This window comes from Niallia sp. FSL W8-0954 (assembly GCF_038005605.1).
Taxonomy (GTDB): Bacteria; Bacillota; Bacilli; order Bacillales; family Cytobacillaceae; genus Niallia; species Niallia circulans_A.
This window is the reverse complement of sequence record NZ_JBBOTN010000001.1, coordinates 1,644,194-1,671,121: the sequence shown is the minus strand read 5'-3', so window position 1 is coordinate 1,671,121 and position 26,928 is coordinate 1,644,194. Positions and strand designations below refer to the sequence as shown.

The 26,928-nt window shown below is 36.4% G+C and carries 24 protein-coding genes; 3 read left to right on the top strand and 21 right to left on the bottom strand.

Annotated elements, in window-relative coordinates; all coding sequences use genetic code 11:
* Positions 1 to 31: 31 nt before the first annotated feature.
* The 8 genes from NX902_RS08165 to NX902_RS08130 form a co-directional block, all read right to left on the bottom strand.
* Positions 32 to 1,582, bottom strand: coding sequence for a hydantoinase/oxoprolinase N-terminal domain-containing protein (locus NX902_RS08165; protein ID WP_095334040.1), 1,551 nt, complete (start codon positions 1,580 to 1,582; stop codon positions 32 to 34).
* A gap of 3 nt (positions 1,583 to 1,585) precedes the next feature.
* A complete protein-coding gene (locus NX902_RS08160) occupies positions 1,586 to 2,674 on the bottom strand; it encodes a DUF917 domain-containing protein (RefSeq protein WP_095334042.1) in 1,089 nt (362 codons plus the stop codon).
* A 20-nt stretch (positions 2,675 to 2,694) separates the two neighbouring features.
* Positions 2,695 to 3,969 carry a cytosine permease gene (locus tag NX902_RS08155; RefSeq protein WP_095334044.1) on the bottom strand — a complete coding sequence of 425 codons (1,275 nt, stop codon included), beginning with the start codon at positions 3,967 to 3,969 and terminating at the stop codon, positions 2,695 to 2,697.
* A 120-nt stretch (positions 3,970 to 4,089) separates the two neighbouring features.
* Positions 4,090 to 5,691: a PucR family transcriptional regulator gene (locus NX902_RS08150; RefSeq protein ID WP_341160681.1), complete on the bottom strand. Its 1,602-nt coding sequence runs from the start codon at positions 5,689 to 5,691 to the stop codon at positions 4,090 to 4,092.
* 37 nt (positions 5,692 to 5,728) lie between these two features.
* Positions 5,729 to 6,583: a GNAT family N-acetyltransferase gene (locus NX902_RS08145; protein ID WP_095334048.1), complete on the bottom strand. Its 855-nt coding sequence runs from the start codon at positions 6,581 to 6,583 to the stop codon at positions 5,729 to 5,731.
* A gap of 275 nt (positions 6,584 to 6,858) precedes the next feature.
* A complete protein-coding gene (locus NX902_RS08140; protein WP_163186660.1) occupies positions 6,859 to 7,557 on the bottom strand; it encodes an SDR family oxidoreductase in 699 nt (232 codons plus the stop codon).
* A gap of 44 nt (positions 7,558 to 7,601) precedes the next feature.
* Positions 7,602 to 7,976, bottom strand: a complete 375-nt coding sequence (locus tag NX902_RS08135) for a hypothetical protein (RefSeq protein WP_163186662.1) — start codon at positions 7,974 to 7,976, stop codon at positions 7,602 to 7,604.
* Positions 7,977 to 8,366: 390 nt separating this feature from the next.
* Entirely contained in the window at positions 8,367 to 9,821 is a 1,455-nt protein-coding gene (locus NX902_RS08130) for an amidase family protein (protein ID WP_163186664.1), read from the bottom strand.
* 120 nt (positions 9,822 to 9,941) lie between these two features.
* Here NX902_RS08130 and NX902_RS08125 point away from each other — a divergent pair, with 120 nt between their 5' ends.
* A complete protein-coding gene (locus tag NX902_RS08125; RefSeq protein WP_123257356.1) occupies positions 9,942 to 10,424 on the top strand; it encodes a GNAT family N-acetyltransferase in 483 nt (160 codons plus the stop codon).
* Positions 10,425 to 10,448: 24 nt separating this feature from the next.
* Here NX902_RS08125 and NX902_RS08120 read toward each other — a convergent pair whose 3' ends face one another.
* The 3 genes from NX902_RS08120 to NX902_RS08110 form a co-directional block, all read right to left on the bottom strand.
* Complete coding sequence (locus NX902_RS08120; RefSeq protein WP_171509486.1) at positions 10,449 to 11,183, bottom strand: MBL fold metallo-hydrolase; 735 nt, start codon at positions 11,181 to 11,183, stop codon at positions 10,449 to 10,451.
* 39 nt (positions 11,184 to 11,222) lie between these two features.
* Entirely contained in the window at positions 11,223 to 13,589 is a 2,367-nt protein-coding gene (locus NX902_RS08115; protein WP_341160680.1) for a polyprenyl synthetase family protein, read from the bottom strand.
* Positions 13,590 to 13,846: 257 nt separating this feature from the next.
* Positions 13,847 to 15,139 (bottom strand): MFS transporter, encoded by a 1,293-nt coding sequence (locus NX902_RS08110; RefSeq protein WP_249879517.1) that lies wholly within the window; start codon positions 15,137 to 15,139, stop codon positions 13,847 to 13,849.
* A gap of 120 nt (positions 15,140 to 15,259) precedes the next feature.
* Here NX902_RS08110 and NX902_RS08105 point away from each other — a divergent pair, with 120 nt between their 5' ends.
* On the top strand, positions 15,260 to 16,504 hold the full coding sequence (locus tag NX902_RS08105; protein ID WP_095334062.1) for a helix-turn-helix domain-containing protein: 1,245 nt from the start codon (positions 15,260 to 15,262) through the stop codon (positions 16,502 to 16,504).
* Between the two features lie 61 nt (positions 16,505 to 16,565).
* Here NX902_RS08105 and NX902_RS08100 read toward each other — a convergent pair whose 3' ends face one another.
* The 9 genes from NX902_RS08100 to NX902_RS08060 form a co-directional block, all read right to left on the bottom strand.
* On the bottom strand, positions 16,566 to 17,414 hold the full coding sequence (locus NX902_RS08100; protein WP_341122749.1) for a glycerophosphodiester phosphodiesterase: 849 nt from the start codon (positions 17,412 to 17,414) through the stop codon (positions 16,566 to 16,568).
* Positions 17,407 to 18,168 carry a glycerophosphodiester phosphodiesterase gene (locus tag NX902_RS08095; protein WP_341122748.1) on the bottom strand — a complete coding sequence of 254 codons (762 nt, stop codon included), beginning with the start codon at positions 18,166 to 18,168 and terminating at the stop codon, positions 17,407 to 17,409. The genes NX902_RS08100 and NX902_RS08095 overlap by 8 nt, the downstream gene beginning before the upstream one ends.
* A gap of 75 nt (positions 18,169 to 18,243) precedes the next feature.
* On the bottom strand, positions 18,244 to 19,581 hold the full coding sequence (locus tag NX902_RS08090; protein ID WP_123257352.1) for an ABC transporter substrate-binding protein: 1,338 nt from the start codon (positions 19,579 to 19,581) through the stop codon (positions 18,244 to 18,246).
* Positions 19,582 to 19,628: 47 nt separating this feature from the next.
* Complete coding sequence (locus NX902_RS08085) at positions 19,629 to 20,447, bottom strand: carbohydrate ABC transporter permease (protein WP_095334070.1); 819 nt, start codon at positions 20,445 to 20,447, stop codon at positions 19,629 to 19,631.
* Positions 20,444 to 21,382 carry a carbohydrate ABC transporter permease gene (locus tag NX902_RS08080; RefSeq protein WP_095334072.1) on the bottom strand — a complete coding sequence of 313 codons (939 nt, stop codon included), beginning with the start codon at positions 21,380 to 21,382 and terminating at the stop codon, positions 20,444 to 20,446. Before NX902_RS08080 ends, NX902_RS08085 begins: the two co-directional genes overlap by 4 nt.
* Complete coding sequence (locus NX902_RS08075) at positions 21,379 to 22,491, bottom strand: ABC transporter ATP-binding protein (RefSeq protein WP_095334085.1); 1,113 nt, start codon at positions 22,489 to 22,491, stop codon at positions 21,379 to 21,381. The genes NX902_RS08080 and NX902_RS08075 overlap by 4 nt, the downstream gene beginning before the upstream one ends.
* Positions 22,492 to 22,755: 264 nt before the next feature.
* Positions 22,756 to 23,235, bottom strand: a complete 480-nt coding sequence (locus NX902_RS08070; protein ID WP_095334074.1) for a pyridoxamine 5'-phosphate oxidase family protein — start codon at positions 23,233 to 23,235, stop codon at positions 22,756 to 22,758.
* Positions 23,236 to 23,320: 85 nt separating this feature from the next.
* Positions 23,321 to 23,998, bottom strand: a complete 678-nt coding sequence (locus NX902_RS08065) for a DUF554 domain-containing protein (RefSeq protein ID WP_123257351.1) — start codon at positions 23,996 to 23,998, stop codon at positions 23,321 to 23,323.
* 77 nt (positions 23,999 to 24,075) lie between these two features.
* A complete protein-coding gene (locus tag NX902_RS08060) occupies positions 24,076 to 25,344 on the bottom strand; it encodes an APC family permease (protein ID WP_095334078.1) in 1,269 nt (422 codons plus the stop codon).
* A gap of 128 nt (positions 25,345 to 25,472) precedes the next feature.
* Here NX902_RS08060 and NX902_RS08055 point away from each other — a divergent pair, with 128 nt between their 5' ends.
* Positions 25,473 to 26,369 carry a LysR family transcriptional regulator gene (locus NX902_RS08055; RefSeq protein WP_095334080.1) on the top strand — a complete coding sequence of 299 codons (897 nt, stop codon included), beginning with the start codon at positions 25,473 to 25,475 and terminating at the stop codon, positions 26,367 to 26,369.
* A 29-nt stretch (positions 26,370 to 26,398) separates the two neighbouring features.
* Here the strand turns inward: NX902_RS08055 and NX902_RS08050 are convergent, their stop codons facing one another.
* Positions 26,399 to 26,911, bottom strand: a complete 513-nt coding sequence (locus NX902_RS08050) for a DoxX family protein (RefSeq protein WP_095334082.1) — start codon at positions 26,909 to 26,911, stop codon at positions 26,399 to 26,401.
* Positions 26,912 to 26,928: the final 17 nt, after the last annotated feature.

Here is a 26,928-nt window from a genome sequence, read left to right as displayed (position 1 = left end):
CTTGCAGTCCATTTGTTTTAATCAGCTAACATTACGTTAGTTCTCCTACTACCTTTACTCTTAGTCTTGTCGCATTTCCTGGATGATATGCTAACGGAATTTCTTCTATTTCTACAAGTTCAATTGTTTCCACTTTTGCACCAGCTAATATTGCTTGCTGTTTCGCTCTTTCTTCCGCATCTTTTCGCGCCTCATCACGAGGAGTTTGTGAATAGATATATATTTGCTCATATTGTCCGCTGATTTGCGAAATGGATGCGCCTATTGCATTGGCAACCGCACCATTCTCATTATGAATGATTTCTTTTACCCCTTTTAACTGTCTTGGGATAATGATGCTCCCGCCTCCTACTAAAACAACCGTGGCATCATTATTACTTGTTTTCATTTTATCAATTGCTTCTTCCGTCATTGCGGCTATTTTCGCGTATGCTTGTTGAGCGAATTCTTCATCAATATGTTTCACTAATTCTGGATTTCCTATCTCTGCAACTCCTAACCGTACTGCAATGTCCGTTGTTGTGAGTGTTTCCCCCCCGAAGACAAGCGCTTCTTCAGTAATTCGGTAACCTACGCTGTCTGGTCCAATCGTTACTTCATTATTCACGTTTCGGACAATACTTCCTCCGCCTAATCCAATGGATACAATATCCGGCATACGGAAATTTGTTCGGACTCCGCCTACATCTACTGCAAGCGAAGACTCACGCGGAAATCCGGCTGTTAAGACACCAATATCCGATGTCGTTCCACCTACATCTAATACCATCGCATCTTTAATCCCAGCTAAATAAGATGCCCCACGAATGCTATTAGTTGGTCCACATGCAATCGTTAAAATGGGAAATTTCCGAGCATACTCTATCGACATCAATGTTCCATCATTTTGGCAGAGAAATACTTGGGCATCTGTTATTCCTTCTTCTCTTAATGCATTTTCAAAGCCATTGCTTGTTGCTGCAATAACCTTAAATAAAGCACTATTTAATATCGTTGCATTTTCCCTTTCAATTAATCCAACAGAACCAATTAAGGAAGAACAAGATACTGGGGTTTCTTCTCCCATCACTTCTGCCACTAAATCGGCTACTCGAAGTTCTTGATCGTTTTTCAAGGAAGAAAAAACACCAACAACTGCTATTGCTTCTACTTTTCCTTTCCATTCCTTTAAAATGGAGCGGATTTCTTCCTCTGAAAAGCTAGACAGTACTTGTCCATCATACTCATACCCGCCTCCGGCTAAGCGATACTCTCCCGTTAAGACAGAAACCATTTCCTTTGGCCAAGCAGTATAAGGAAGGACAGAGGCCGTTGCAGGATATCCCAGTCGAATCACACCTACTTTAGCTAGTTTTTTTCTTTCCACAATAGCATTTGTACACTGAGTAGTTCCTAACATCGCATGGGTTACTTTTTTTCTATCAATCCCTGCTTCTTCTAATACTCTTTTTAAAGAAGAGACAATCCCTGACTCGATATCTTCACTTGTAGGCATTTTTACTTGATGGATTAAATTTAAACCTTCATCAAGTATAACAGCATCTGTATTTGTTCCCCCAACATCAATTCCTACTTTATACATCTATCACACTTCCTTTCTCACAAGATCCTCTAATGGTGTATAGGAAATATCGTAACCAAAATACTTTGGTCCTACTGTTTCAATCCCTTTCTCTGTTCTCCACTGGGGATCAGAAGGCAATGCCAGCAGCCTCACTCTTTTTCCATATTTCAGCGCTTCTGTCGTAACTGGATTTAATGTTTCTAAATCTACTAAACAAATGAGGTCAGGAGTCATAGCTAATGGTTTACCATTTTTTTGGGCTACTAAATTTTCATTTTGGAAAAATACTTGTACTTCTTCTCCGGTAAATTGCTCCAATCCATCTAATGTTACACAGCCCCTATTAAACCCTCCCATTGTATTTCGTTCAACATCTATAATTTTTCCATCAAACAAATGATATCCACTAGTAGTATCTAAGAGTTCGTGTAGTTTGGTTAATTCATCCTTTGTATTGGAGCGGATAATTTGTCCAATTGTTTCAGATAAGGTAATAATATTTTTCACACTATATTTTTTTAACTGCTCCCCTGTACATGGATAAATACTAACTAATGAACTTGCACCCATTTCAACGGTAGCTACTCTAGCAATCCGTTCTGTCCATTTATTATCAATTGTTTCCATAATACCGATATTTCCTTTTTCATCTGTTATAGCCATCGGCGTAGAAGAAACGCCATTTAGATGGAAGGTTACCATTTGTAGTTCTGGAAATGCCCGTCCCATTCCATCACAATCAATGAGCGGCAATCCTAACTGTGCAGCAACTACAATAGGAATCATGGAATTGACTCCCCCTGCTTCCATGGGAAATGTTCCCTTTACTTCTTTATTTAAATATTGACCTAGTTTTTTAAATACACGTACGAATTCATCACCTTTTGGAAATTTCTCTATCAACACAGATGGAGCCCCCATCATTGCCGCTGGGATAAAAAAATCATCATTTTCTACTTCTTCGGGTGACAAAAGTTGAACGGGACCATTTTCTTTTATCGCTGAAAGAGCCATCATTTTTCCTATGTAAGGGTCCCCTCCACCCCCTGTACCTAGAAATGCTGCTCCAACTGCTATATTTTCAATCGCTTCTTCATCTAAATATCGCATGTGATTCCCTCCAGTTGTGATTATTGATTAATAGATACTTGTTTTTGAACGATAATATTTCTGGCTACTAGATAACATACAAAGGAAATAACCATTCCAATCAATGGCTGATTTGGTAGCTGTGGTAAGCTTGGAAAAAAAGAGAAGATAACAGGAATGCCTGCAATCGCTGCCCCAACAAGCCAAGAGATTACTCCTAAGAAATTTATTCCTGCTTTACTAGCCCATTTTGATTTGTCCCCTTTTTGAATAACCCAATAAGAAGCAATCATTACCCCTGCGACAGGAGGAATCATGGCAGAAAGCACGGACATAATCGGAATAAAATAATCTAAAATTCCAACCACAGCAAGAAGTGTGCCTACACCACCTGCAATCGCAACTGCTATCCGTTCTTTTTCTTTTGAAATATTAAATACATTGATAATGGCAATTCCACCAGAAAAGGCATTTACTGCATTCGTAGTCCAGGTTGCTAAGATAAGAGCAATAATTCCCAAAACAGGTAGTCCTAGTTCTGTAAATACACTTGTAATATCAGCAGTTCCAGCAGTAAGGGTCAATATAGCGCCAACAGTGATCATTAAGACTCCAGAAGGCAATATCCCAATAAATGCAGCTTTGCCAACATCTTTACGTGATTTCGCATATTGAGAATAATCCCCTGCAATAACTGCACCTAACGCAAATGAACCAATCGTAATAGAAAGTCCAGATAAAAAGGACATGGATCCAGCCGGCAGATAATTTTTTATTTGTGCAACACCGTCACCCATTAAAGAAACCGCAACTGCATAGACACAGACTGCAAGCAAAATAGGAACTGCAACGTAATTTAGAATATTCAGTATTTTTATCCCGTAAATGGCTGATAACAGCATAATGATGCCCCATATGAGGGAAGAAAGCGGTACTGGCAGATTAATCCCATATACGCTTAAAAATTGGGAAAATGCTGCCCCACACACATTTGCTTGTATTCCGAACCAGCCCAGACATGCAACAGCTAATATAATCGAAATTATTTTCTTTGAGCCTTGTTCTCCAAAAACTTGCGAAGCGACACTAACGGTCGGCTTGTGTATATCACTGCTTTGTATTCCTTGAAAGATCATTAAAACAACAATAATTCCATACCCTAATAACCCGACTAGGACAGCTTCCCATAAAGGCATACCACTAACTAGTGTACCGCCTATTAATAAACTAGGTATACAAATCATCGAGCCCGTCCATAGAAAAGCTAGACTCTGCCATGATTGTGCCTCCTGATTTCCGTCTCTGTTGTCACTCATTTTCACGCCTCCTTTATTTAATTAAAACTTATTATATCGATAACGAAACTATATGTATTTAGCTGAACCGAAAAATAAAAAGAGCATTCTTTGTTTAATTGAACAAAAATGCTCTTTTTTCTATTGCTCTTTTATTTGTGCTAACATTCGATAAACAGCGACAGCTTTGTATAACTGAAAAACTTCTGGTGATTTCGTAACAGGATATTTGAGAATTTCGATTATCCTTTGAATTCGATATTTTATCGTATTTTTATGTAAGTAAAGAATATCAGCTGTTTCCTGAAAACGATTATTACCTTCTAATAAATATACCGTAAGTGTACTTAAAAGCTCTTCTGCTTGGTTGCCATGTTCTCTTATAGGCGAAATAGGCTGCAATATTTTCTCAATTGCCAATTCTCCACTATTAATAATCTGAAAACACTCTAAAGAAAAATTCATTTCTTGCAGGGTAAATATTTTTTTATATGGATAAATAATTTTTGCTATCCGTAAATACTCATTACAGTTCGTATATGCTTGCTGAACCTCTGTTGTATTGTTCATATTTTGACAAATAGTTATCGTAAAGTTCTGTTCCTTTTCATCCAACAAAGCTAACAATCGATTTGCTGACTGAAAGGGATCTTCTTGAATAATAGAATCATCTACTAGGATAATAAGAAAACCATTATAAAAATCAACCAATGAAACATGATAATTCTGTCTGACGTATTCTTTTACTTTCTTCAGCAGTTGCTCTTCCTCCATATTGTTCGTTTCCACAATCCACATCATATGGATAGCTGTGACATCAATATTTAATATATTGGCCAGACGTCGCATCTTTACACTTTCATCGTTCATAATCGCCTTCATTAGCTCTGCTGTACTTATTTCATCGTAGTGTTTTCCCCATAAATTAATAAATACTTGCACGACTTCTGCTAATTGAACAGCTGTATCAAGAACTAAAGGATCCTTTTCCTTCAAAATATATAAATTTAAAAAAGGGATTCCTTCTTGGGCAATTACTTTTTTTGATATATATAAAGGATGGTCGCCATTTCTTTTCACCAAAACTTGGTCAACAGACAATTCTTTATATTGCTCAACTGTTTCAAAGATATTCATTGTACTTGTTCTTGGCCATGTGACTGCATGGATCACCTGGTTATTTTTATTGGCTAATACAAGAGAAGAACGAGTACGGTCAGCCAGTATTTTTAAGACAGTGTCCATATTTCTTTGTGGAAGTGGTACTCCAGATATTTGCTCAACCATCTCACTTACAAAGCTAGGGGAAGCCATCTCATTCTTTACAATCGCTTCAATGACTTCATATATAACTTCACTATAACGCAAAGACATTTGCTTTTCAGGCATAACAATTAATGTAAAACCGAGTGTATCTGCTAATTCGATAACTTTCTCATCAATTTTCGGGAGAAAAACACCGACATAATATAAGATTAAGCCAATTTCCCCTACTTTATGCAAATGCTCAATTGTTCTGCATTGTGCCTCAACATCATCTTTAATCATGATTAAGGCAGAAATAGCAATTTCACTTCCATAAAACTCATCATTATTAAACAAATCTTCCTTCAGAGAAGCTACATCCGTATATTCTAAAACCGAAATAGAGGAAACTAGCTTTGTTAGTCCCTCTTTCCCTGCAACTACTTTTGCCTCACGCAGGGAAGGGAGCTTTAATAATTCTTCTAACTTTATACTCATCCAAAAACCTCTTTCTTATTTGGCAAATCTAAATCCTTTATCCATAAGCCTGGGCTGCAATTACATAAAGACTGCCATTTCTCTCAGGAAACGCTTCGCTATTTTTAACCATTACCGGAGGACGATCCTTTTCTTGAAAATCTAATTCTACGAGTGCTTTTATTATCTCTTTTTTCCCTTCTACTAGGTCCATTCTTATCATCCCCCTATTGTTAGAGATGATTGTTTGTATAAGAAGCATAGCCTGTTCATCATTTTGAGCAACAACGGGACCTATCACTAGATTAGCAGGCTTTTTTACAGCAGCAGCATAGCCAACAATCAAATTACTTTTCTTTATCACTATTACTTCTTTTGCCTGCTCAAATCTATTCTTTAGAAACAGGTCTCTCTCACAGCCAAATGCCTCTTTGTCCAATTTGAGCATTTCTTTAAAATCTTTTGACTGATATGGGCTTATCGTATAACCATTTAGCGATTGTCTGCACTGCTGCCCTTCTCCAAGTAGTTTCGTCACATGACTATAATCATTAAATCCCAATTTTTTATAAACTGGTCTTCCTTCTCGCGTGGCAATTAACATAAGGGCAGAATCTTTTGAAACCTGATTCATACATGTAACTAATAACTCCTTGGCTAAACCAATTCCACGATAATCTGGATGAACAATAACCATACCGATAGATGCCAAATTGCTTCCATATGGAATAATTGCGGCACAGGATACCACCGTATGTTTATCATTAACATGCCCAAAGACCGTCCCCGAAGCAAGTAAAGTGCGGATTTCTTGCTTATCATAATCCCAGCCGACAATAGTCGCTAGAGAAAGCAGTTCTTCCATATGTTTTTGATTTAAAAGCTGCATTGTTACGATTTTTTCCTTGTTCATCAGATTCTCCTTCCAAAACAAATCAACAGAATATTATAAATAATATTTCTATTATAATGGGAATCTACAAAAAGTGGGGATTTTTCTTTTATCATTTCGTTTAACTTCCAAAACAAATCAACAGAATATTATAAATAATATTTCTATTATAATGGGAATCTACAAAAAGTGGGGATTTTTCTTTTATCATTTCGTTTAAAAGAGTTTCCATACATAAAAAAATCAGAAATAGCTTTGCATCGCGCCGCCCATTTCTGATACTATCTATATATTACTTAGATTTTCATTTCCCGTCCTCTAAAATCAATAAAACCTAATTCACTCGTTCCGACGATTTTTCCTTCTAAAATATCTAATATCCCCTTTGCCGAATCGTCTGGATAGCCTGTTGCATCTTCCCCACCCATATCCGTTTTGATCCAGCCAGGATGAATAGCATATACCGTAATATTCTTTTCTTTTACATATCTTGATAATTGAACACTAAACATATTCAGTGCCGCTTTGGAAATACCGTACGGGAAATCTCCTCCATAGGCGTTTTGGATACTTCCTGCTTCGGAAGAAATATTAATAATAGCTTTATCCTCGCCTTTATGTATAAGCGGAAGAAAATGCTTCACTACTCTCATTGGTCCTAATACATTGACGTCCATCGTAAATTGGACATGCTCGAAATCTAATTCTTCGATCTTTTTCCCTCGTTCTGTTAACACTCCTGCATTATTAATAATCCCATCAATGGCTCCAACATCCTTGGCAGCAAGTTCAGCCGCTTTGATAATTGATTCTTCCTGAGTAACATCAAGGTAATATGTATGTAGTTGATCTGGATATTGTTCTTTCAAAAGATTAATAGGAGAAGTTTCCTGAACCGTTCGAACTCCTGCAAGCACAGTATGTCCCCTTTTCAAAGCAGTTTTAGTTAGATGAATTCCCAAGCCTCGATTTGCCCCGGTAATTAATATTTTCACTTTTTATCCACTTCCATTCCAAATGAATGTAGTATTATTGACATTTACCCTTTTTCTGGCTGTATCTCTGTATGAAGTGCTTTAAAAAAATGTTGAATATGTTTATAGCTTGAGCCGAAATCACCCAAAGTCCCTTCCTTTGAGCAATAAACATCCACAGCTGATTGCATTCCTGCTAATTTGTAAACAGTCACAATCATTAAGCTTGAGCCTTTGCTGAGTACGATTTCTCCTCTCTCCATATCTACTTTTTTCAGATCCCAATTTGTCAGTTTTCTTTCGACTACATTCTTAATCGTTTCCATTAAGCGATCCCGGCTTTTTTTATAATAACGAGTCTTCAATTCAGGAACCTTAGGCTGTTCCTTTGTTTCTTCAAAACTTTTAAAAACACCAACTAGTACACGTGATAAAGTCAATTGCTTTTCCTCCTTAAAAACATGAAATCCTCTTATTTTGTTAACCGTTTGTTAGTACTCATCTTCTACTAACAGCCGTTTTTTCTCTCTTCTTTTTGGTTATACGATTTAAATGTAAGAGCTTTCTTTTTGTTTTTATTATAGCTTATATACGTAAATCAATCTAGGACAAACTATTTAGATAGCTAGTAAACAATAACCCTTTCTATTAATATATTATCCTGCCAGTTAGCTTATGCCTGAATGGAGCTTAACTAATGAATAAGATGAAGAAGGCTAGTTTAATATAGCTTTTTAGTGAAAACCTGTTTCTTCTACTTTGATTTTTAATAAGGAATTCTCAAAAGAATGAATAGACGGAGTTTAATGGCATCCCTTTCTCTATTTATCTTATTTCAGCCCTTTCCATGCTAAAGCTGGCGGGACACGATGCTTTATTGCTTGTTCGTAGCTATAGGCCATTTCAATCAGACTCGGTTCACTATAAGCTACTCCAGTGAAGGTTAATCCCATCGGCTTCCCTTTCGGGGTATAACCAGCTGGTACAGTAATTGATGGATAGCCTGCTTTTGCTGGCAGCTCACAGCCTACATATTTCGCGAATACTAAACCATCTAATTCATATTTTTCTATCGCTGCATCTATGCCCTCCAAAGCGGATAATCGAATATCTTTATCCCGATGTTCCTTATAGGTAGGGTCTGCTAAATCTCCATTTAACGTTTCACAGTATTCCAAAATAGTCTGGCCATATTTTACAACATCTAAATGATTTTTATTAAACTCAATTACTTCCTTTAATGAATGGACAGGAACTTCTTCTGCACATTTACGCAGGTAATTATCTATCCCATATTTAAACTCATGATAAAGAACAATGGAGTCAAATTTTTCACGGTGGATCGTCATATCTATTAAAATAGCACCTTGCTGCGTTAATTCTTCTAAGCCTTTATTAAATAATGCAACTTCTTCTTCCTCTTCCGGTAAGAAGGAACGATCAACTCCAATTCTTTTTCCTTTCAGACCATCTGCTTTTAAAAATGCAGTATAATCCCTAGGCTGACCAATACTTGTTAATGTCACCTCGTCTCTTTCATCCACTCCTGCCATTATTCCCAGTAAGATAGCGGCATCTTGAACCGTTCTAGTCATCGGCCCTGCCGTATCCTGGCTATGCGCCAGCGGAATAATTCCGGTCCGGCTAATGAGACCTAACGTTGGTTTAATACCAACAAGGGAATTATTGCTAGCAGGACTAAGAATCGAACCAGATGTTTCTGTCCCTATTCCTACCACAGCAAAATTGGCAGCAATGCTTGCTCCAGTGCCAGAGCTTGAACCACCAACATCCCATACTCCTGGCCCATACGGATTCATTACCTGGCCGCCTAATGAGCTATAACCATTTGGCATATTTAATTCCGTAATGAAATTGGCAAACTCGGATAAATTTGCCTTGCCAATAATAATCGCTCCTGCTTCGCGCAGCTTTTTTACAATAAAGGCATCCTCTTTGGCAAAATTATTTGCTAAGGCAATCGAGCCAGCCGTTGTGGCCATCGCATCCTGTGTATCAATATTATCCTTAATGATGACTGGAATACCGTAAAGGGGGCCAATTTGATCCATTTCTTGTCTTTTTTTATCCAGTTCAGCAGCAATTGCTAATGCATCTGGATTAATTTCTCTAATGGAGCATAACGTCGAATCAAATGTCTTGATTCGTTCTATATATTGTTTTGTTAGCTCCCATGAAGTAATTTGACCCGAATCCAGTGCCTTTTGTACTTCTAATATAGTTGTTTCTTCTATATGAAATAGAATTTGATTTTCTTTTTCCATTTGTCTGATGCCCCCTTCTTATTTTCTTAAGTATAGCCTGTTCAACTAGACGAGAGAAGAGTAATTTCTCATTTATCAAAATATTTCTATATGTTATGATTTAAAAAAAGAGAGGTTTTTATGTATTCATTTCAACTTATTACCCAAGAGCAAGCAGAGGAAATTGCTTTTAACTGGCATTATGATGGAAAGTATGCGTTTTATAATATGGAAGCGGATGAAGAGGATTTAACAGATTTTCTTGATAGGGAAAAAAGAGCTGACTCTGTTTATGCTGTTACAGAAAACAATCGACTCACTGGCTTTTTTAGTATTCATCATGAAGAAAACGACACAATTGATATTGGTCTTGGTTTAAGGCCAGACTTAACAGGACAAGGACTTGGCTATACCTTTTTAGCCACTGGGATCGATTATATAAAGGAACGCTTTTCGCCAGCTTTTATCACCTTGGCTGTTGCTGTCTTTAATGATCGAGCTATAAAAGTATACAAAAAAGCCGGCTTTAAAGAGGCAGCTACATTTCTTCAGTATACTAATGGTGGAGAATATGAATTTGTCAAAATGATTTATCCCTGCAAAAAAAGTGTTGATTTCAATTAAATGAAACCAACACTTTTTTTACTGCTATTTAAAATCTATTTCCATGCCTGGATATACCAACTGAACGGGACCACTATAAATTTCTTTTGCTTCTTCCACCAGTTTTTCCTGTTCTCCATAATGGGGAAGATGGGTTAATAAAAGCTGCTTTACACCGGCAAGTTCCGCTAACTTCCCAGCTTCTTCACCAGTTAAATGTCCTTTTACTAAGCCGAACTGTTCTTTATATATACTTGCTTCACTTATTAAGAGATCCGCATTTTCCGCAAAAACTACTAACTCATCCTTCCACTCTGTATCTGCAGTGTAAAGAATGGTTTTGCCATTTGCTTGGATCTTCATTGCCAAACAGTAGGCAGGATGAATCGTTTCACAAAAAGAAATAGTAAACGGTCCAATATTAGATGTTTTTCCTACAGAAATTTCTCGCCCTTCTGTATAAATATTGTTGGTTAATTCCTCAAACTTGCTATCCTGTTTATGTCCATAAATTGGGAAAGCTGCTGCGCGATTTCCAAGTATAGATTCCACTAACATAGCATATTGCAGCACGCCTATATCTGCGATATGATCATGATGATAATGGGAAAGAATGCACGCATCTAAATCTTTTAAATCCACATAGGATTGCACCTTCGCTAGCACGCCGCTCCCACAATCAACCAATAAATGAAATCCAGCGGACTCCAATAAGAAGGAAGAGGTCGGACTTTCTTTCCCAGGATAACCTCCATATTTTCCTAAAAAGGTAATTTTCATCACATTATTCTCCTTTAAACAATCTATATCTATTTATTATTACCGATTTCGATTAACCATATAATCTACTAAGTACCTTAAAAAATTAGTCTTCTTCGGTATAGCATCGACTACATCTAACGCTATGCAATAATGCTCCCACATTTCCTTTTTGGCACCTTCTACACCTAGCACACTTACAAAAGTGGATGTATTATTGTCTTTGTCCATTCCAGACTCTTTTCCTAATATTTCTTTACTTCCCTCTTCATCGAGTAAATCATCCTTTATTTGAAATGCAATTCCAGCATGATAAGCATATTTCTTCAGCAAATCCTTAACCTTTTCTGGAACTCCTGCTAAAATGGCTGGCATAACAAGTGCTGCTTCAAATCCAAGGCCCGTCTTATAAAAACATAGAGTATTCAGTTCTTGAAGAGATAGTTGTTTTTCGCGTGATTCTAAATCCATTATCTGGCCTTTGCACATATCAGCGGTGGCTTTCGTTGTATATTGAATCAGCTGTAATACCCTGGATTCATCAAAATCACGTAAATTAGCTTGTTCTTCTATTGCCTTTTGTGTCAGAAATAATCCAGTTAATTCTGCTGTTGCAGTATCATACACTTCATGCAGCGTTGGTCGTCCTCTCCTTATTGCGGCATTATCCTGCGATGGCAAATCGTCAAATATTAGAGAAGCTGTGTGCATATATTCCACTGATCGTAATAGGGGGGCAATTTGGGTATTATCTAATCCCCATTCTTTTTCCCCAATAAAACTAGTAATAACCGGTCGTAATCTTTTTCCATTTCCAGTAAGACTATAATTTGCTGCGTCTGTCACGATATCTTTTTTCAATTGTGCATTTTCTGTAATTGGCAGCATATTATCGATAGATACCCGGGTTGATTGAATCATTTCAGAAAACGCTTCTTGTTCTCTGTGATTTTCCTTTAAAATACTAATCATATGATCACGTAATAACTTATCGAAAAAGTCGACATCATCTGATTTTTCCACCATCTGCTGTAATAATCGATTAAAGACGGGAAAATCTTTTGTGAGAATTCCCATTAAATCATCATATTTCTCATTTCCCAATTTTTCCTTTAGTCGTTTTAATCCGTTAACTGCACGGTCTAATAAGACTTCTTGGGTTTTTGAATCTGAATGGTAGACATCGTGAATCAAATAGGAAATGACGGTCCAATACATTTCAAAAGGATTAAGTAAGTCCTTTCTCGTTTGATAATAAGTCAGATAATACGTATAAGGCGTTACAGCCCCATCCCTTTTATCCTCAAACATATCGGCTAAATCATCGGCCAGCTGATTATAAATTCCATAATAAAATGTTCTTTGATTATACCCTTCATCCTCTGGTGCATTCATCAACGAGCGAACAATCTGTCGCGAAGCAGAAGATTTAAGGATTACTGGGATATATATTTCTTCATTAGAGTATGTGCTAACAGTTAATTTCTTTTTTCTGTCGACCTCTTGTGAATGAAAAAAGATATAGGATTGATTTAAAAATAGCTCCCATGTTTGATTATCATGCTGTTTTTTCATATATTCAAATGCTTCTTTTAACTCCTTATGGATGAAGGAAATAAGCTCTTTATTTTCTCCATGCCACACACCAAAATGTGGGACTATCCCTGTTTCTAAGGTGCTTCGGATTAGAGCAGAATAACGTTCTTCCTCTTCCGGTGATAAAATATGGGCATCAAGTAAATCATCAATTAAAGGATAGGTCAATCCATAATAGAAGCCTAGTTTAATAGCTTTTTCTAGTCGTAGCTGGCGCTCTTCGTCTGAAAGGTCCATGGTTCTTCTTTCTTCTAATTCGTGCATCAAGACCCCTGCAAGAATCTTCAAGATTTTTCGCTGGGCATGCTCTACGCTCATCCCAGCAGGAATATGTGAAGTCACTCGTTTCAGTTTTTCCATAACCCAAATCATTGTATGTTCAACAGCATCTTTTTTAGCTAATTTGTATATACGGGAGACACTAAAATTATCTTCCTTTGTTTCTTTCTTTAATAAATAATTTTTCACCTTTCCAACTACTTCATTAACTCTTTCTTGTGTGAAAGGAGAAGAAAGCGTCTTTCCTAAATCGCGCATATATAGATAGGAAACACTTCTATGCAAATAGTTATCTAGTTTGCCTGCATAGTTTAACCACTCTATATAAGGGCGATATCCTTTTACTCGTGGTTTTCTTTTTTTTCGGGAAAAATAGCTAAGGATGGATGGAGAATGAATATGGTTTATTTTCCATGTTTGAAAGTCGTTCGTTAAGCGCGACACATAAGCCTTATCCACTAACTGCTTTTGAAGGGATTCGAAGTAACGAGCAGCTTTATCCTCTGCCGATCGATATTCCTCCTTTTTTTTATCTTTTACCTTTTTATCCATAAGAACATTACCTCTGCTTTTACTTAAAGTTCATTTAACTAATCTAATATAATCAGCTTTCCTCTTTATTATAACTAGAATATTCGTTATCTCCTATTAATCTTATATTTATCAATAGAAAAAACTCTCCTATTACGGAAGGAGAGTTTTAGAATAAAGATTTTGATTTTTAGATGCAGCTTTTTTATCTGCTCCGGAAAACCATGGTTCATCCCAGATATTTTTGAGTACGGAAACTGTAGAAATTTGCTTCATTATTATACAGAAGTTGCTCTATGTTTGGTTACCGGAACTGTATCCCCTGATTCTGCTGCCTTTTCCATCACAGATGGCCTTGCAAGGATGAATACAGATATAATCAATAAGGCACCAGCTATTAAGAGAATCCATTGCGCAGGAACATAATCATATAACACACCAAATATAAGTGTTCCTACCGGCATCATTCCCATTGCAAATGTCTCTAATATAGTAAAAACCCTTCCTTTATATTCATTCGCAATCTTCTTTTGCATTAATACCATTATTGGGATATTAACCAGTATATTAACAGATCCAAACAAAAACATTAGCATTAAGTAAAAGATAAATATAGAGGCTGCCGACATCGGAATGAAGATTGGAATAGCTGCAGCTGCCATTAATATTCCTAGCGCTATAATTCCCAATTTACTTACTTGGAAGGGTTGTTTAAATTCCTTTCCTAATGAAAGATAAATAGAAAGCAATAAAGTACCAACCGCAAAAGCACCTTCCACCATTCCAAATTGGACAGATGGCATATGGAGTTTTGTATTCACTACATAAGGAAAACCAATATTAAAAGCAGTAAAAATAAAATTGACAATAAGACTAATACTAATCATAGCTACTAATAGCGGTTGATTCTTAACATAAACTAATCCTGCCTTCAAACTCCTCCAAACCGTTTCCTGTTGTTCTGCCTTTTCTTTTTCCTTTTCAAACAATGTAAAATTCATTGTGGAATCAAGTACAACAGCAATCAACGAGGCAATCAGAAAAATAGTTAAAAAAACAGACATGGAGACAAGACCGAATAATATTCCACCGATAGCAGGACTGGCAATTTGCGCAATAGAAACAGCAATTTGATTCATGGAAGACGCTTTTTGAATGCGGCTTTCATCCACTAATCCTGTTAAAGAAGAAGTAAAAGCATTGCTCGCAAACATCGAGGTTATAGATAAAATACAAGATGTTGTATAAATAGCAGGTAGAGATAATCCCATCGTTACACTATAAAGCAGCAATCCACCAATAGATACGGTAGAGGCTGTCTGCGCTGTAATCGCAATATGTTTACGAGGATACCTATCAATAATAGACCCAGCAAAAGGTGCTACAACTGTCCGCGGCAAAATATTGCATAACATATTTACGGCAAAACTCATCGACGAGCCAGTTAAATGCAAAATATATAAACTAATTGCAAATGTATAAATTTGTGACCCAGCTGTGGCAATTAATTTACTACTGACGAATGTCCATAAATGGTAGGTGGCCCTCTTTTCTAACGAATATTCTTTCACCAAAACATCGTCCTTCCTTTAAAAGTTTAATTAAATTAAACAAATCATATCACACCAAAACTTTCCTTTCAAGGAAAAGTTTAATATAATTAAACTATCGAAAGAAGGAGTTGTACGATTATGTTAGGCGAACGCATTCGCACATTACGAAAACAAAAAAAAATGACCCTTGAGGCATTAGCTGGCGATAGATTAACCAAAGGCATGCTTAGTCAAATTGAGAATAATAAAGCGCGCCCTTCTATGGAGAGTTTGGAATATATTGCGGGAAGACTAGGCGTTGATATATCAGAGTTATTAGAAAAGGTAAGTATTGTTGAATTAAGAAAAGTATTAGAGGAAGCAGAAAAGATACATGAAGAATTTCGTATTTATTTTAAACACTCTGAGGAAACCATAGAACAATGCTCCAAACTGACCGCCTTAATTGAGCCCTATATCTCTAATTTGAATGAAAGCTATGAATCAGCTCGCTTATTGGAAATTTATAGCCGCAGTCTATTTTGTCTGAATAAAAAGGAATGGGCATTATATTGTGATAAAGCAGCATTAATTTATGATTCGCTTAATCTTACTGCTAATCGGGCAAACATTGCATTCTTCAGAGGAATAAACTTTTATTTGGAACACCGCTATCAAGACGCTTTACAATGTTATTTGGAAGAACGACATCATATTGAAACAACTCATATAAAGATAGATCCTATGACTAAAGTCACTATGGATTATCATATCGCTGCCTTATATTCAGCAATCGGAGACATAAAAGCAACTTCAGAAGCAGTGGAAAGCGCATTGGAATACTCGAGAAAAGAAAAACTCTACTACAAAATAGACGATATCTATAAGCTTGCTACAGTGGTTGCCTTGCTAGTGGGAGATGAAGAAAAATTTCATTACTACTTAAAAAAACTAAAGCAATATGGTGAATTTGTAGAAGATAAAATTTTTGAAGAACTCTGTGATGTAATTTATGTGGAATACTTACTGCATGTAAAGGGAGAATACCATCAAGCAATGCCTATCATTGATCAATATTTAACTTTTGACGAAAACACTCAAAAAGGAAGCGGTGATAATTGGAATATGCTTCAAAAGGGAAAAGCGATGTACTATGTAAAAGTATATAAAGAAGCACTCGACATTTTAAGAACAATTTATATACCTAAACATATTAACCATCCTGTTGACCAAGCTATTTATTATACCAAAGATATATTTATTGCTCTTTGTTATAAGGAACTTAATAATATCGATAAAGCACGAGAACATGCAAAAATTGCTTATGACTGCTATTTACCGCTGCCTGACTCTATATTTAAAACTCTGTGTAACGAAACATATAAAAACATTTGTTTAAGCTAACTATGCAATATAAACAGGGAAAATGGGCGTGAATTAATTCTTCACCCCCATTTTTCCCTGTTTATATTGCTAAAATCTCTTTCGTAAAATGAATAAAGTCGGTGAAATAGCCATCCACTCCAAATTCGTGAACTCGTTCTTGTTCCACTTTTTGCGTTTTCTTATTCGTAAAATAGACATGTACCTCTTTTTCCTTTTTATGTAATTCGTCTACCACCTCTTTTGTAATATCTGTAGACTCTATGCCGATGATAGGAAAATCAACCGTACTAGCTTTTTCTAGGGAAAAAGAGCCTTTGCGAAAAAGAAGCGCTAATTCAGTATCTGGTGCCATTTCTTTGATTTTCAATAAACTCTCCTCTGAAAAGGATTGAATCGTCACCAAATTTTTGTCTAAAAGCCCATACTCCTTTAATAGGTTAATTAGCTTTTCCTCCATTGCTAGTTTTCCATCAACCAGCCTTGTCTCAATATAGTACTTTTGTGTATCTTGAAAAGTTTCGATTATTTCCTTTAATGTAGGAATTTTTTCCTTTATCTCTTTCCTATTATCCGATTCGATTGTTTGAAACGCTCTTAGTTCTTCTGATGTGTAATCAGAAACCTTCCCTTTGCCATTTGTAGTCCGATCGATTGTGTCATCATGCATGGCAACTAACTCGCCATCCTTTGTCATTCTTAAATCCATTTCTAATGAATCCACACCAGATTGAGCTGCTATTTGATAGGCAGTAATGGTACTCTCGTTGTACCATTCATTTGCCCCTCTATGTGCGATCACCCTTGGAGTTTCTTCGTGTTCTGTCACAGATGGACTGACCATCGTTTGTACTGACTGATTATTTCCGCAGGCAGAAAGGAAGACAATTAAAATCAGCAAAAGGATGCTTCTATTTAAAAATTCACTCAACAGAAACAGTCCTTTCTTGTCTAATCGCTATGGCCACTTCTGGATAATCAGTAATAATAGATTCTACTTCGGCTTCGATAAGATTAGTTAACTCTTCCTTTTTATTTACAGTCCATACTCTTACATGCTTTCTTAATTCCTGCCAATCTTTTAAGTTATCAATCACCATTTCTTTATGGAGATGCAAAGCCTCTAATTCCAAGCTTTTTATATAATCGAGAGGGTTGGAAATGACTTGATTTAATAACCACGCAATCGAAGCAGATGGATCCAGTCCTTTTATTCTTAATAAAGTCGGCAAATGAAAAGAAGAATAAACAACCTTCCGCCCATTTCCAAATTCGTTCACAAGTGCTAGAGTCTTTTCTTCAATTCCTTCATATGCAAATGTATAAGTTTTAAGTTCAATATTTAATTCGATATCGTATGGAGCAAGCAACTGTAATACCTCTTTTAATGTAGGCACTTTTTCTGCGATCCAGCTTTCTTCATAATCAGGAAGGGAGGAAAATTTACTTCCCGCACTAAATTGTTTAAGCTCTTCTAGTGTATAGGATTTTACAAACCCAGTTCCGTCGGTTGTGCGATTTAAAAATTCATCATGAATAACAACTACTTCCCCATCCTTTGTCAGGTGGATATCTAATTCAATTCCATCTACTCCTTGTAGTATCGCTTGTTGAAAACTAAGAAGCGTATTTTCAGGAAATCGGCCTTTTGCTCCTCTATGTCCGTATACTTTGGTTTGATTCATGCTTTCTCTCTCCTTTGTTAATGGCAAAGAAACAGACTAACTAGTATAAAATTAATCTGTTTCCTAAACGATCTATTATTTTCTAGCCCGATTCGCCTTTTCAATTGCTTCATTAAATTGTTTTACCATATTGCTATACGTCTCCTCGATATCGCCACCGTTATAAACTGTCTCAAGTGCTGTTTCGCTAATGCGACGTCCTTCTGGAATCATATCCATTAAAGCACCTTGTGTAGCATAAGAAGACTTAGTAGATTGCAATTGCTCCACTGTAACTTTCAATTGTGGCATTTTCTCATATGCTTCTGTTACAACTTGTTCACTATAAGCATCTGGATTAATTGCAAAATATCCTGTGCCAACATGCCATTTTGCCTGAACTTCTTTTGTTTGTAAGTACTTCATAAATTCCCAGGCTGCTTTTTTCTCCTCCTCACTCTTATCTTTCATCATCCACAGACTTGCTCCACCTATAACTACACCTTGTCTTTCTACAGCTTCTGGATGGGGAATAAAAGCCACACCTACATCAAAAGACGCATTATCAATGACGTCTCTTGCGCTAGCAGACGATTGCATAAACATTGCTACATCTCCTGCAAGGAATCCAGCTACCATGTTGTCACCATTCGTGCCATAGTTAGCAAAGGTTTTGTCATCAATCATTCGTTTAACCCATTGAAAAACCGACTTTCCTTGTTCATCCGTAAAGCCAATTTCTGTTGGTGTGTCTGTTCGTCCATTCTCATTATTCATTAATAATGCTCCTTGGTTAGCTAATAATTGCTCATATAACCAACCATACGCTTGGAGGGCAAATCCTTTCATTTTTGGATTTGCTTTTGCTATCGCTTTTCCAGCTTCTTCTACTTCCTCAAATGTTGCGGGAGCTTTCTCGGGATCTAAACCTGCTGCTTTAAAAGCATCCTTGTTGTAATACATAACTGGTGTAGAAGAGTTAAATGGCATCGAATAAAAAGTATCATTAATTTTATAGTAGTTTGTGATATTTTCTTCTAAACCGCTCATATCATAACCATCTTCATCAATGAGTGTCTGAATCGGTTCCACAAAACCACTATTGATCATCGATTTTGTGCCGATTTCAAAAACCTGCATCATCGTTGGCGCACTTTCTGTCCCTGCAACTGTATGGAATTTTGTTAATGCTTCATCATATGTACCTTGATATTCTGCCTTGATTTTCACCTTATCCTGTGAACTGTTATATTCCTCTACAATACTATTCAATGCTTCTTGAGCTGCTCCGCCCATAGAATGCCAGAATGTAACGGTAGTTGGCCCCACCTGTTTTTCACCACTAGTAGATGATTCTGCATTATTGCTGCAGCCTACCATAAATAAAACGATTGATAGCATGAATATACTGAATAACTGCTTTGTTTTCTTCATTTTCCTTTCACTCCCCAAATATCAGTTAGTTAAATACCGTGAAAAAATTATTTTAAAGCTCCTTCCGTTAATCCCTTCTGAAGCTTTTTCTGCCCTAAAAATAATAGGATTAATGTTGGCAGAACAACAATTATTGCTCCTGCCATAATAACGCCCCATTCATTTAACTGTTCCTGTGATTGAAGCTGCCTTAACCCTATTTGAACAGTACGTACACTATCATTTGTTGTCGCCAGTAGGGGCCAGAGATACATATTCCAAGATGTAACAAACCCATACACGCCTAGTGTAATCAAACTTGTTTTCGCCATTGGCAGAACAACCGTTAAATAAAATTTAAGATCCCCAATTCCCGCAATTTCACTTGCTTCCTTAAGTTCTTTGGGAATTTGTTTAAAATTTTGCCGTAAGAGAAACGTACCAAAGGCTGTTGCAAAAAACGGAATGGTTAAACCATTATAATGATCCAGCCAGTTTAGATTTCTTATCGTTTGAAAGTTTGGGATGATAGATGCTTCAAATGGCACCATCATGGTTGCAATAAAGATAAAGAAGATTAAATCTCTCCCTTTAAACTCTAAAAAAACAAATGCATAAGCAGCTAAACTAGCAAGTATTAATTGTCCGAGCATGATAACAAGGGAAACGATGAAACTGTTTAATAAATATTGCATTAAAGGAAAGCGTTCAAACACTTTTATGTAATTGTCCAATGTTAATCCGGTTGGAATTATTTTTCCCGTCATAATATCCTGTGAAGACATAAAGCTCATTAGAAAAGCGATTATAGCTGGCGAAAAAATGAGCAGTGCCGAAACGATTAAGAGAATGTAAAAGATAGTTTTTTTATGAATTGGCAATGTCACTGATAATGGACCTTCCTTTCCCCAAGCTTAAATTGAATAATGGTAAGAACCAAAATGATGACAAAAAGAATAATTGCTTGTGCACTTGCTGTTCCATACTGGTAATTCATAAATGCCTCTTGGTAGATAGAATAAACGATTAAATTCGTTTCGTTTTGCGGTCCACCTCTTGTTAACATATCTACTTGACCGAATGTTTGAAAGGCATTTATTAATGTTACAGTCAGGACAAAAAATAAAGTGGGAGAAAGCATCGGAATCGTAATCCGTCTTAATTTATAAAAGTAGCCGGCTCCGTCTATATCAGCACTTTCATAGAGATAAGAATCAATCGATTGAAGTCCACCTAATAAAATTAAGAAGGTAAATCCGACATTCATCCAAATGGTAGAAACAGATACAGAAAAAAGTGCCCAATTAGGATCGGTCAGCCAGCCAATTGGCTCTATTCCAAATGTTGTTATAATACGGTTCAGCCACCCAATTGTCGGATGAAATAAGAACATCCAAAATACAGATGCTGCCGCAACTGAAATCCCCATGGAAGAGGAAAACACGGTTCGGAAAACACCAATTCCACGTAACTTTTCATTGGCAAGAATCGCTAGAAATAAGCTGACGATAATCGTTCCTGGAACTGTGTATAAAGCAAAAAACAAGGTTGACTTTAAACTTTGCAAGAAAATAGCAGATTTGAAAATTTCCAAGTAATTTTCCAGCCCTACAAAGACTGTTGGGTCACCTCGATTATCCGTTAAGAAAAAACTTAAAAAGATAGTTCTTCCTAATGGATAAAATAAGAAAACACTAAATAAGAGAATAGAAGGTAATAGAAATAGCATTCCTTTCAGCCAATACTGTAAATGTTGCTTCTTTTTTTCTTTTATAAAATCAATGGAAGGTTCCACTTCCTGCCGATATACAACCTCACTCATAGTCCAACAACCTCTTGTTCTTTGACTGCAATTGCTGGTCTAATCAATGCTCCTGATTCAGAATCAAAAAAGCAAATATTTTTAGAGGACAACTGAACTGGTACATGATCTCCTGCCTGAATCCGCCATTGCCCTAACCATTTAGCCGTCCAAAGCTCATTACCCACTTCAAAGGTTAACAGTGTTTCATTTCCTAGCTGCTCTACATTGAGTACCTCTAAAGTGTGCGTCTTCTCTTCTGGAGCTGCTGGCAAAATATGTTCCGCTCTTATCCCCATCGTTAAATTTGGATAGGATAATAGTGGTAGAATTTCTTCTTTATCCATGCTAATTTGCAAACCACTCTCCAACACTAATTTATAATCAATTAAATTCCCTTTACTTAAATTAATCTTCGGAGAACCAATAAAAGACGCAACAAACAAATTGGCTGGTTGATTATATAAAGTAATCGGTTCGCCTACCTGTTGGATTTTCCCATCATTTAAAACCATGATTCGATCCCCCATTGTCATTGCTTCTACTTGATCATGGGTTACATAAATCATCGTTAAGCCGAGCTTCTTTTGTAAACGGCGGATTTCTATTCTCATGTGGGCGCGGAGCTTTGCATCTAAATTTGAAAGTGGCTCATCCATTAAACAAATTGGCGCTTCACTGACAACAGATCTAGCAAGAGCTACCCGCTGCCTTTGACCGCCAGATAATTCCTTCGGCTTACGTTTTAATAGATCCGTTAATCCCATCATCTCAGCTGTTTCCTGTAGTCTTTTTTGCTGTTCTAACTTGTCTATTTTTTTGGCACGTAAACCAAAGAGAATATTTTGTTCAACCGTTAAGTGTGGGTATAAGGCATAATTTTGAAAGACCATAGATAAATTACGTTCCTTTGGAGGCAGGTGATTGACAATCTTATTATTCATCTTCAATACGCCCCCAGAAATTTCTTCAAGACCCGCAATCATTCGTAATAATGTACTTTTCCCGGATCCTGATGGACCAACTAGCACAAAAAATTCCCCTTCTTCTATGGAAAGACTTATCTGATCAATTACCGATTTTTGTCTATCGTATGATTTTGAAATGTCCTTCAATTCTACTGCAATCACTAACAAACCCCTCCCCAATTGAATTACATCCCTATTTAACCATATAAATTTAACGAAATAGCCAAATTTACCAATCATTAACAAACACCTAATAGTCCTTTGACAAACTTCAAGTTCGCTTTACACTCTTCATATTTTTTTAATTTTCTCTCCTAATTAACTCTTTGGAGATACTCTTGATTTCTATTTACCTCTCATCAGAACAGGCCCCTAATTTTCTCCACATAAAAAAAGCTCAGAAGTTCTCTGAGCTTTTTTGAATTCTTATAATTCAATTGTTTCGTTAATGTCTGTGTTTTCCGCTTCTTTGCCTGCTAGTCTTTTATAAAAATAGACAATGTTTTTTGTAAAGCTAGTATCCCAATATTCTGCTGCTTCTGCCTTTATTTTAATCAAAACAACATTCGGATCGTCGTAAGACGTTTTCATGATTTTTTCGTAGGCCTTACTCCATAATTCTTTTTTCTTGGCGATGTCCTCTACAATTTCCGCTCTACCTCTTATCGAGACATAGGATTTACCTGCATAAGAGATATTCACTTCATTTTCATGTAAAATTTCTTCATACTTATCGGTGTCTTTCTTTGTTATAAACCATAAATCACCATCAAACTCTACTTCTTGCGTTTTCATTGGACGGGAGACTAGCCCTTCTTCTGAAATAGTTGTCAACATGGCTGTATCGACATCTTTAATCAGATCTCTTAACGTTTCAAGTTCTTCTTGTTTCATTGTATTATCCATCGTAATCACCTCTTTAACTGTTTTAAAAGTATATTACCCTTATTAAAAACTTTTAATCAAAAGTGATTAGACATAAGTTCCTTGTTTAAAAGAGCTTTAGAATTATAAACCAAATTGCTGGTATGAACAGAGCCGGCAATAGATTTAATGTCTTGAAATTTTTAACTCCTAGTATGCTAAGTCCTGAACTTAGGATAAGAATTCCACCAATAATCGATATTTCTGCTAATAAATCTGGCGTTAAAAAGTTTGCCAGCAAGCCTGCTGTTACGTAAAAAAAGCCTTGCCACACAAATAAAACGAGAGCTGAAACAGCAATTCCTAATCCAAAGGTCGATGCTAGAACAATCGATGTTACGCCATCTAAAATAGCATTTGTAAATAGATAGGTATGATTCCCCCTTAATGCACTCTCAATTGGTCCTAAAATGGATAAAGTCCCTGCACAAAAAAGTAAAATCGCAGTCGATAATCCCTCTGCCAAATTTCCCTTTGAGAATTTGCCTACAACTCGTTTAAAAGCATTTTCAATATCTAACCTTTCGCCAATCAAACCACCAATAGCTAGACTGACTATAAACAGAACAGGATATTTACTGTCTGGCATGTATTGAACAATGGAATGGATTCCCAGTGCAGTTGCAGCAAGTCCCATTGCCTGCATTAAAATATCCTGATACTCCTCTTTAATTCCCTTTTTCAAAAAACTGCCTATCATGCACCCTGCTAAAATCATAAAACAGTTAAATAATGTTCCAATCAATTTCTTTTTCTCCTTGGCTTAAATTTAATGAATAGCATACGGTCACTCACTATATAAGCCATTTTATCTTATCTTGCCTACATTTTGGTCATTTTTTTATCGTACATCACTCTTTTCTTGCCGGTTAGTTCTCTCTTGTGCCATCCGCTAAATAATCCAGTTAAAACAAGGATAATGACTAATGCAATAATGGATGACCGTAAAAGCAATATGGCAAACAAGATACTTAACATTATAGCCATTCCTTTTAACAATGGTTTTTTCAATAACTTAATTGCTGCACAAAGACCAATTAGAGCATTAGCAATGAAAAAGGCATTTGCAAGGCTAACAAGTTGTTCTACTGTCACTAATTTTAATAAGACTAAAAAGGCAAACAGAAGATGGATAAATACAAGCAAACCAATTGCTTTATATGGTGCTCCATTAGAGAACTTTTTAGTTAGAAAATGGAGAGAGGAAATAGGTTTTGATAACGATGCTATTAGTCTTGCTACTCCACCAACAACCATTAAATGTGTTGTTATACAAAGTCCTGTTGCGACGATTGCCAATAAGCCAATAGACAGCTGTCCAAACAATGGATACATAATCCCCGTTAAACGAATAGTAAACGTGCCTGTATATGTTGTCCACTGAACAGCAGCAGAAAGGACTAAATTAACAACCAAAATGACAGCCGCACTAAAAAAGATCGCTCTCCGAATGGTTGTTTTTGGATTTTTCACCTCACTAGAATAATTCCCAACAATCTCCCAGCCGACTATTGTCCAAAAAAGCAATAAGAGACTATAACCAAAGGAAGAAAAATGAAATACAGGAAAATCCCAAGTATCAGAAGGATGGTTTATTAAAGAAAATACACTTCCACTGACTAATATCAATACGGCAAATGTGGAGATGATAAAAGACAATTTCCCAAGAAAATTAAGACGAAATAACAGTATCAACCCGTTCATGATGAGTAAAATAAACGCAATCCATTCTACTTTGATCTTGCCTGGAAATAGCCAAGTTTGAATATATTCAGCTGCTGTCATCATCACTGCAACTGGTCCCATCAAAGCAGCAATCATAAGAAAAACAGATGAAAGATTTTTTATTCTTGCTCCAAATGCCTTTTCCATGGCATTACCAAGCCCTTCTTCCCCTGGAAACTGTATCATTAACTCTCCGCAGACATAAGCAAAACATATGCCAATGATGGACATAATGAACCATGCAAAGATCGCATAGTTTCCGATATTTTCATAAATAATAGTTGGCAATAAAATAATTCCTGATCCTAGGAGTGGTCCAATAATTAACCCACTTAAAGTCAAGGAACCAATTTTTCTTTGATTCATTCTTTTTTCCCCATTCCTGATGTTTTTTAATTATTTCTCCTTTCCTATTGTATTTGCCTTTTATCATTCAGTAAAATAGATATATACGATAAATAATATCGATTATACCGATAACAGGAGGATACTATATGGAAATACGCCATTTACAAACGTTTAAAGCCATTGTGGAAGCTGGTGGTTTTGCTAAGGCGGCTACTCAGCTTGGCTATGCACAATCCTCGATTACTTCCCATATACAAGCATTAGAGATGGAACTAGAAGGCCCACTTTTTGATCGTCTCGGCAAATCCATTGCGTTAACAGAGCTGGGCAAATCATTTCTTCCTTATGCAAATGAAATGCTGCGCCTGCATAAGGGAGCAAAAGAACTACATCAATCTTCAAGTATGAAAAAAGGAAAAATAACGATTGGGGCTTCAGAATCATTAACTGTTTACCGTCTTCCTACTATCATTCAGGCATATAAAGAGAAATTTCCGGATGTTCATTTATCTGTTCGAATGGGGACATGTGAGGAACTGCAGCATTTAGTAGAGATTGGCGATTTAGATATCGCCTTACTTCTTAATCTAGAATTCAAGAAGAATCCGTCCTTAGAAACCATTAAAATGTTAGACGAAAATATGAGTATCATTTCTTCCCCTAGTCATATGCAGCCTAATTCTATTCTTTATTCGGAAAGCAACTGCCCCTATCGGACCATTTTTGATAAATTTATAGCGGAAGAAAATATTACACCAACTTCTTTTCATGAGTTTTGGAGCATTGAGGCAATTAAGCAATGTGTACAATGTGGGTTGGGACTTGCGCTTGTGCCGGAAATTACCATTCAAAATGAATTAAAGGATGGACGATTATCTGCACGGCGTTTAGATAAGAAACATGGGCAAGTCGCTTCCTTTCTTTTTTACCATAAAAGCAGATGGGTTTCTCCAATCGTCCATTATTTTATCGAAGAAGCAAAAGCTTATTTTAAACAAGAAGAAGAAAAAAGAACTGCATATGTAAAAGAAGCCAGCTACTAATTGTAACTGGCTTCCCTTTTTTAAACTTCTTAAGCAACGGCTGCTTCTTTTTTATGTTTATTTTTTCTATTATTTATTTGATTTTTGATATATGGCATTGCATAGCGGTCAAGACCAAATTTACCAGCGTTAGCCCCTGCCACGATTACGAAAATGGCTAGTAAGATCATTTGTCCGTTTGTGCTTACTGTTCCACTAAACAAGAATGCGAAGTTCATGACCATTCCCATTAAAGTTGCAAAGCTTGTGAATAAACCGAGAATTAATGCAATTCCTACTAATAATTCTCCCCATTGAACTAAGAAAGTGAATATATCTGCATTCGGCAGTGCTACATGTTCTAGAAATGTTGCCCACCATCCTTGTACCGCTGGGTGTTCACCTGTGCTGCTTGCGATCGCCCCTTGTAAAAATCCACTTGCGTCAAAGGCACCACTTGTTAATTTTTCATATCCTGCATGGATAAATTGATAACCAAGATAAATTCGGATGAAAGCCAATATTCCTGCGACTACTTTATTATTTCTTAATAAATCTAACATTTTCTCCATCTCCTTAA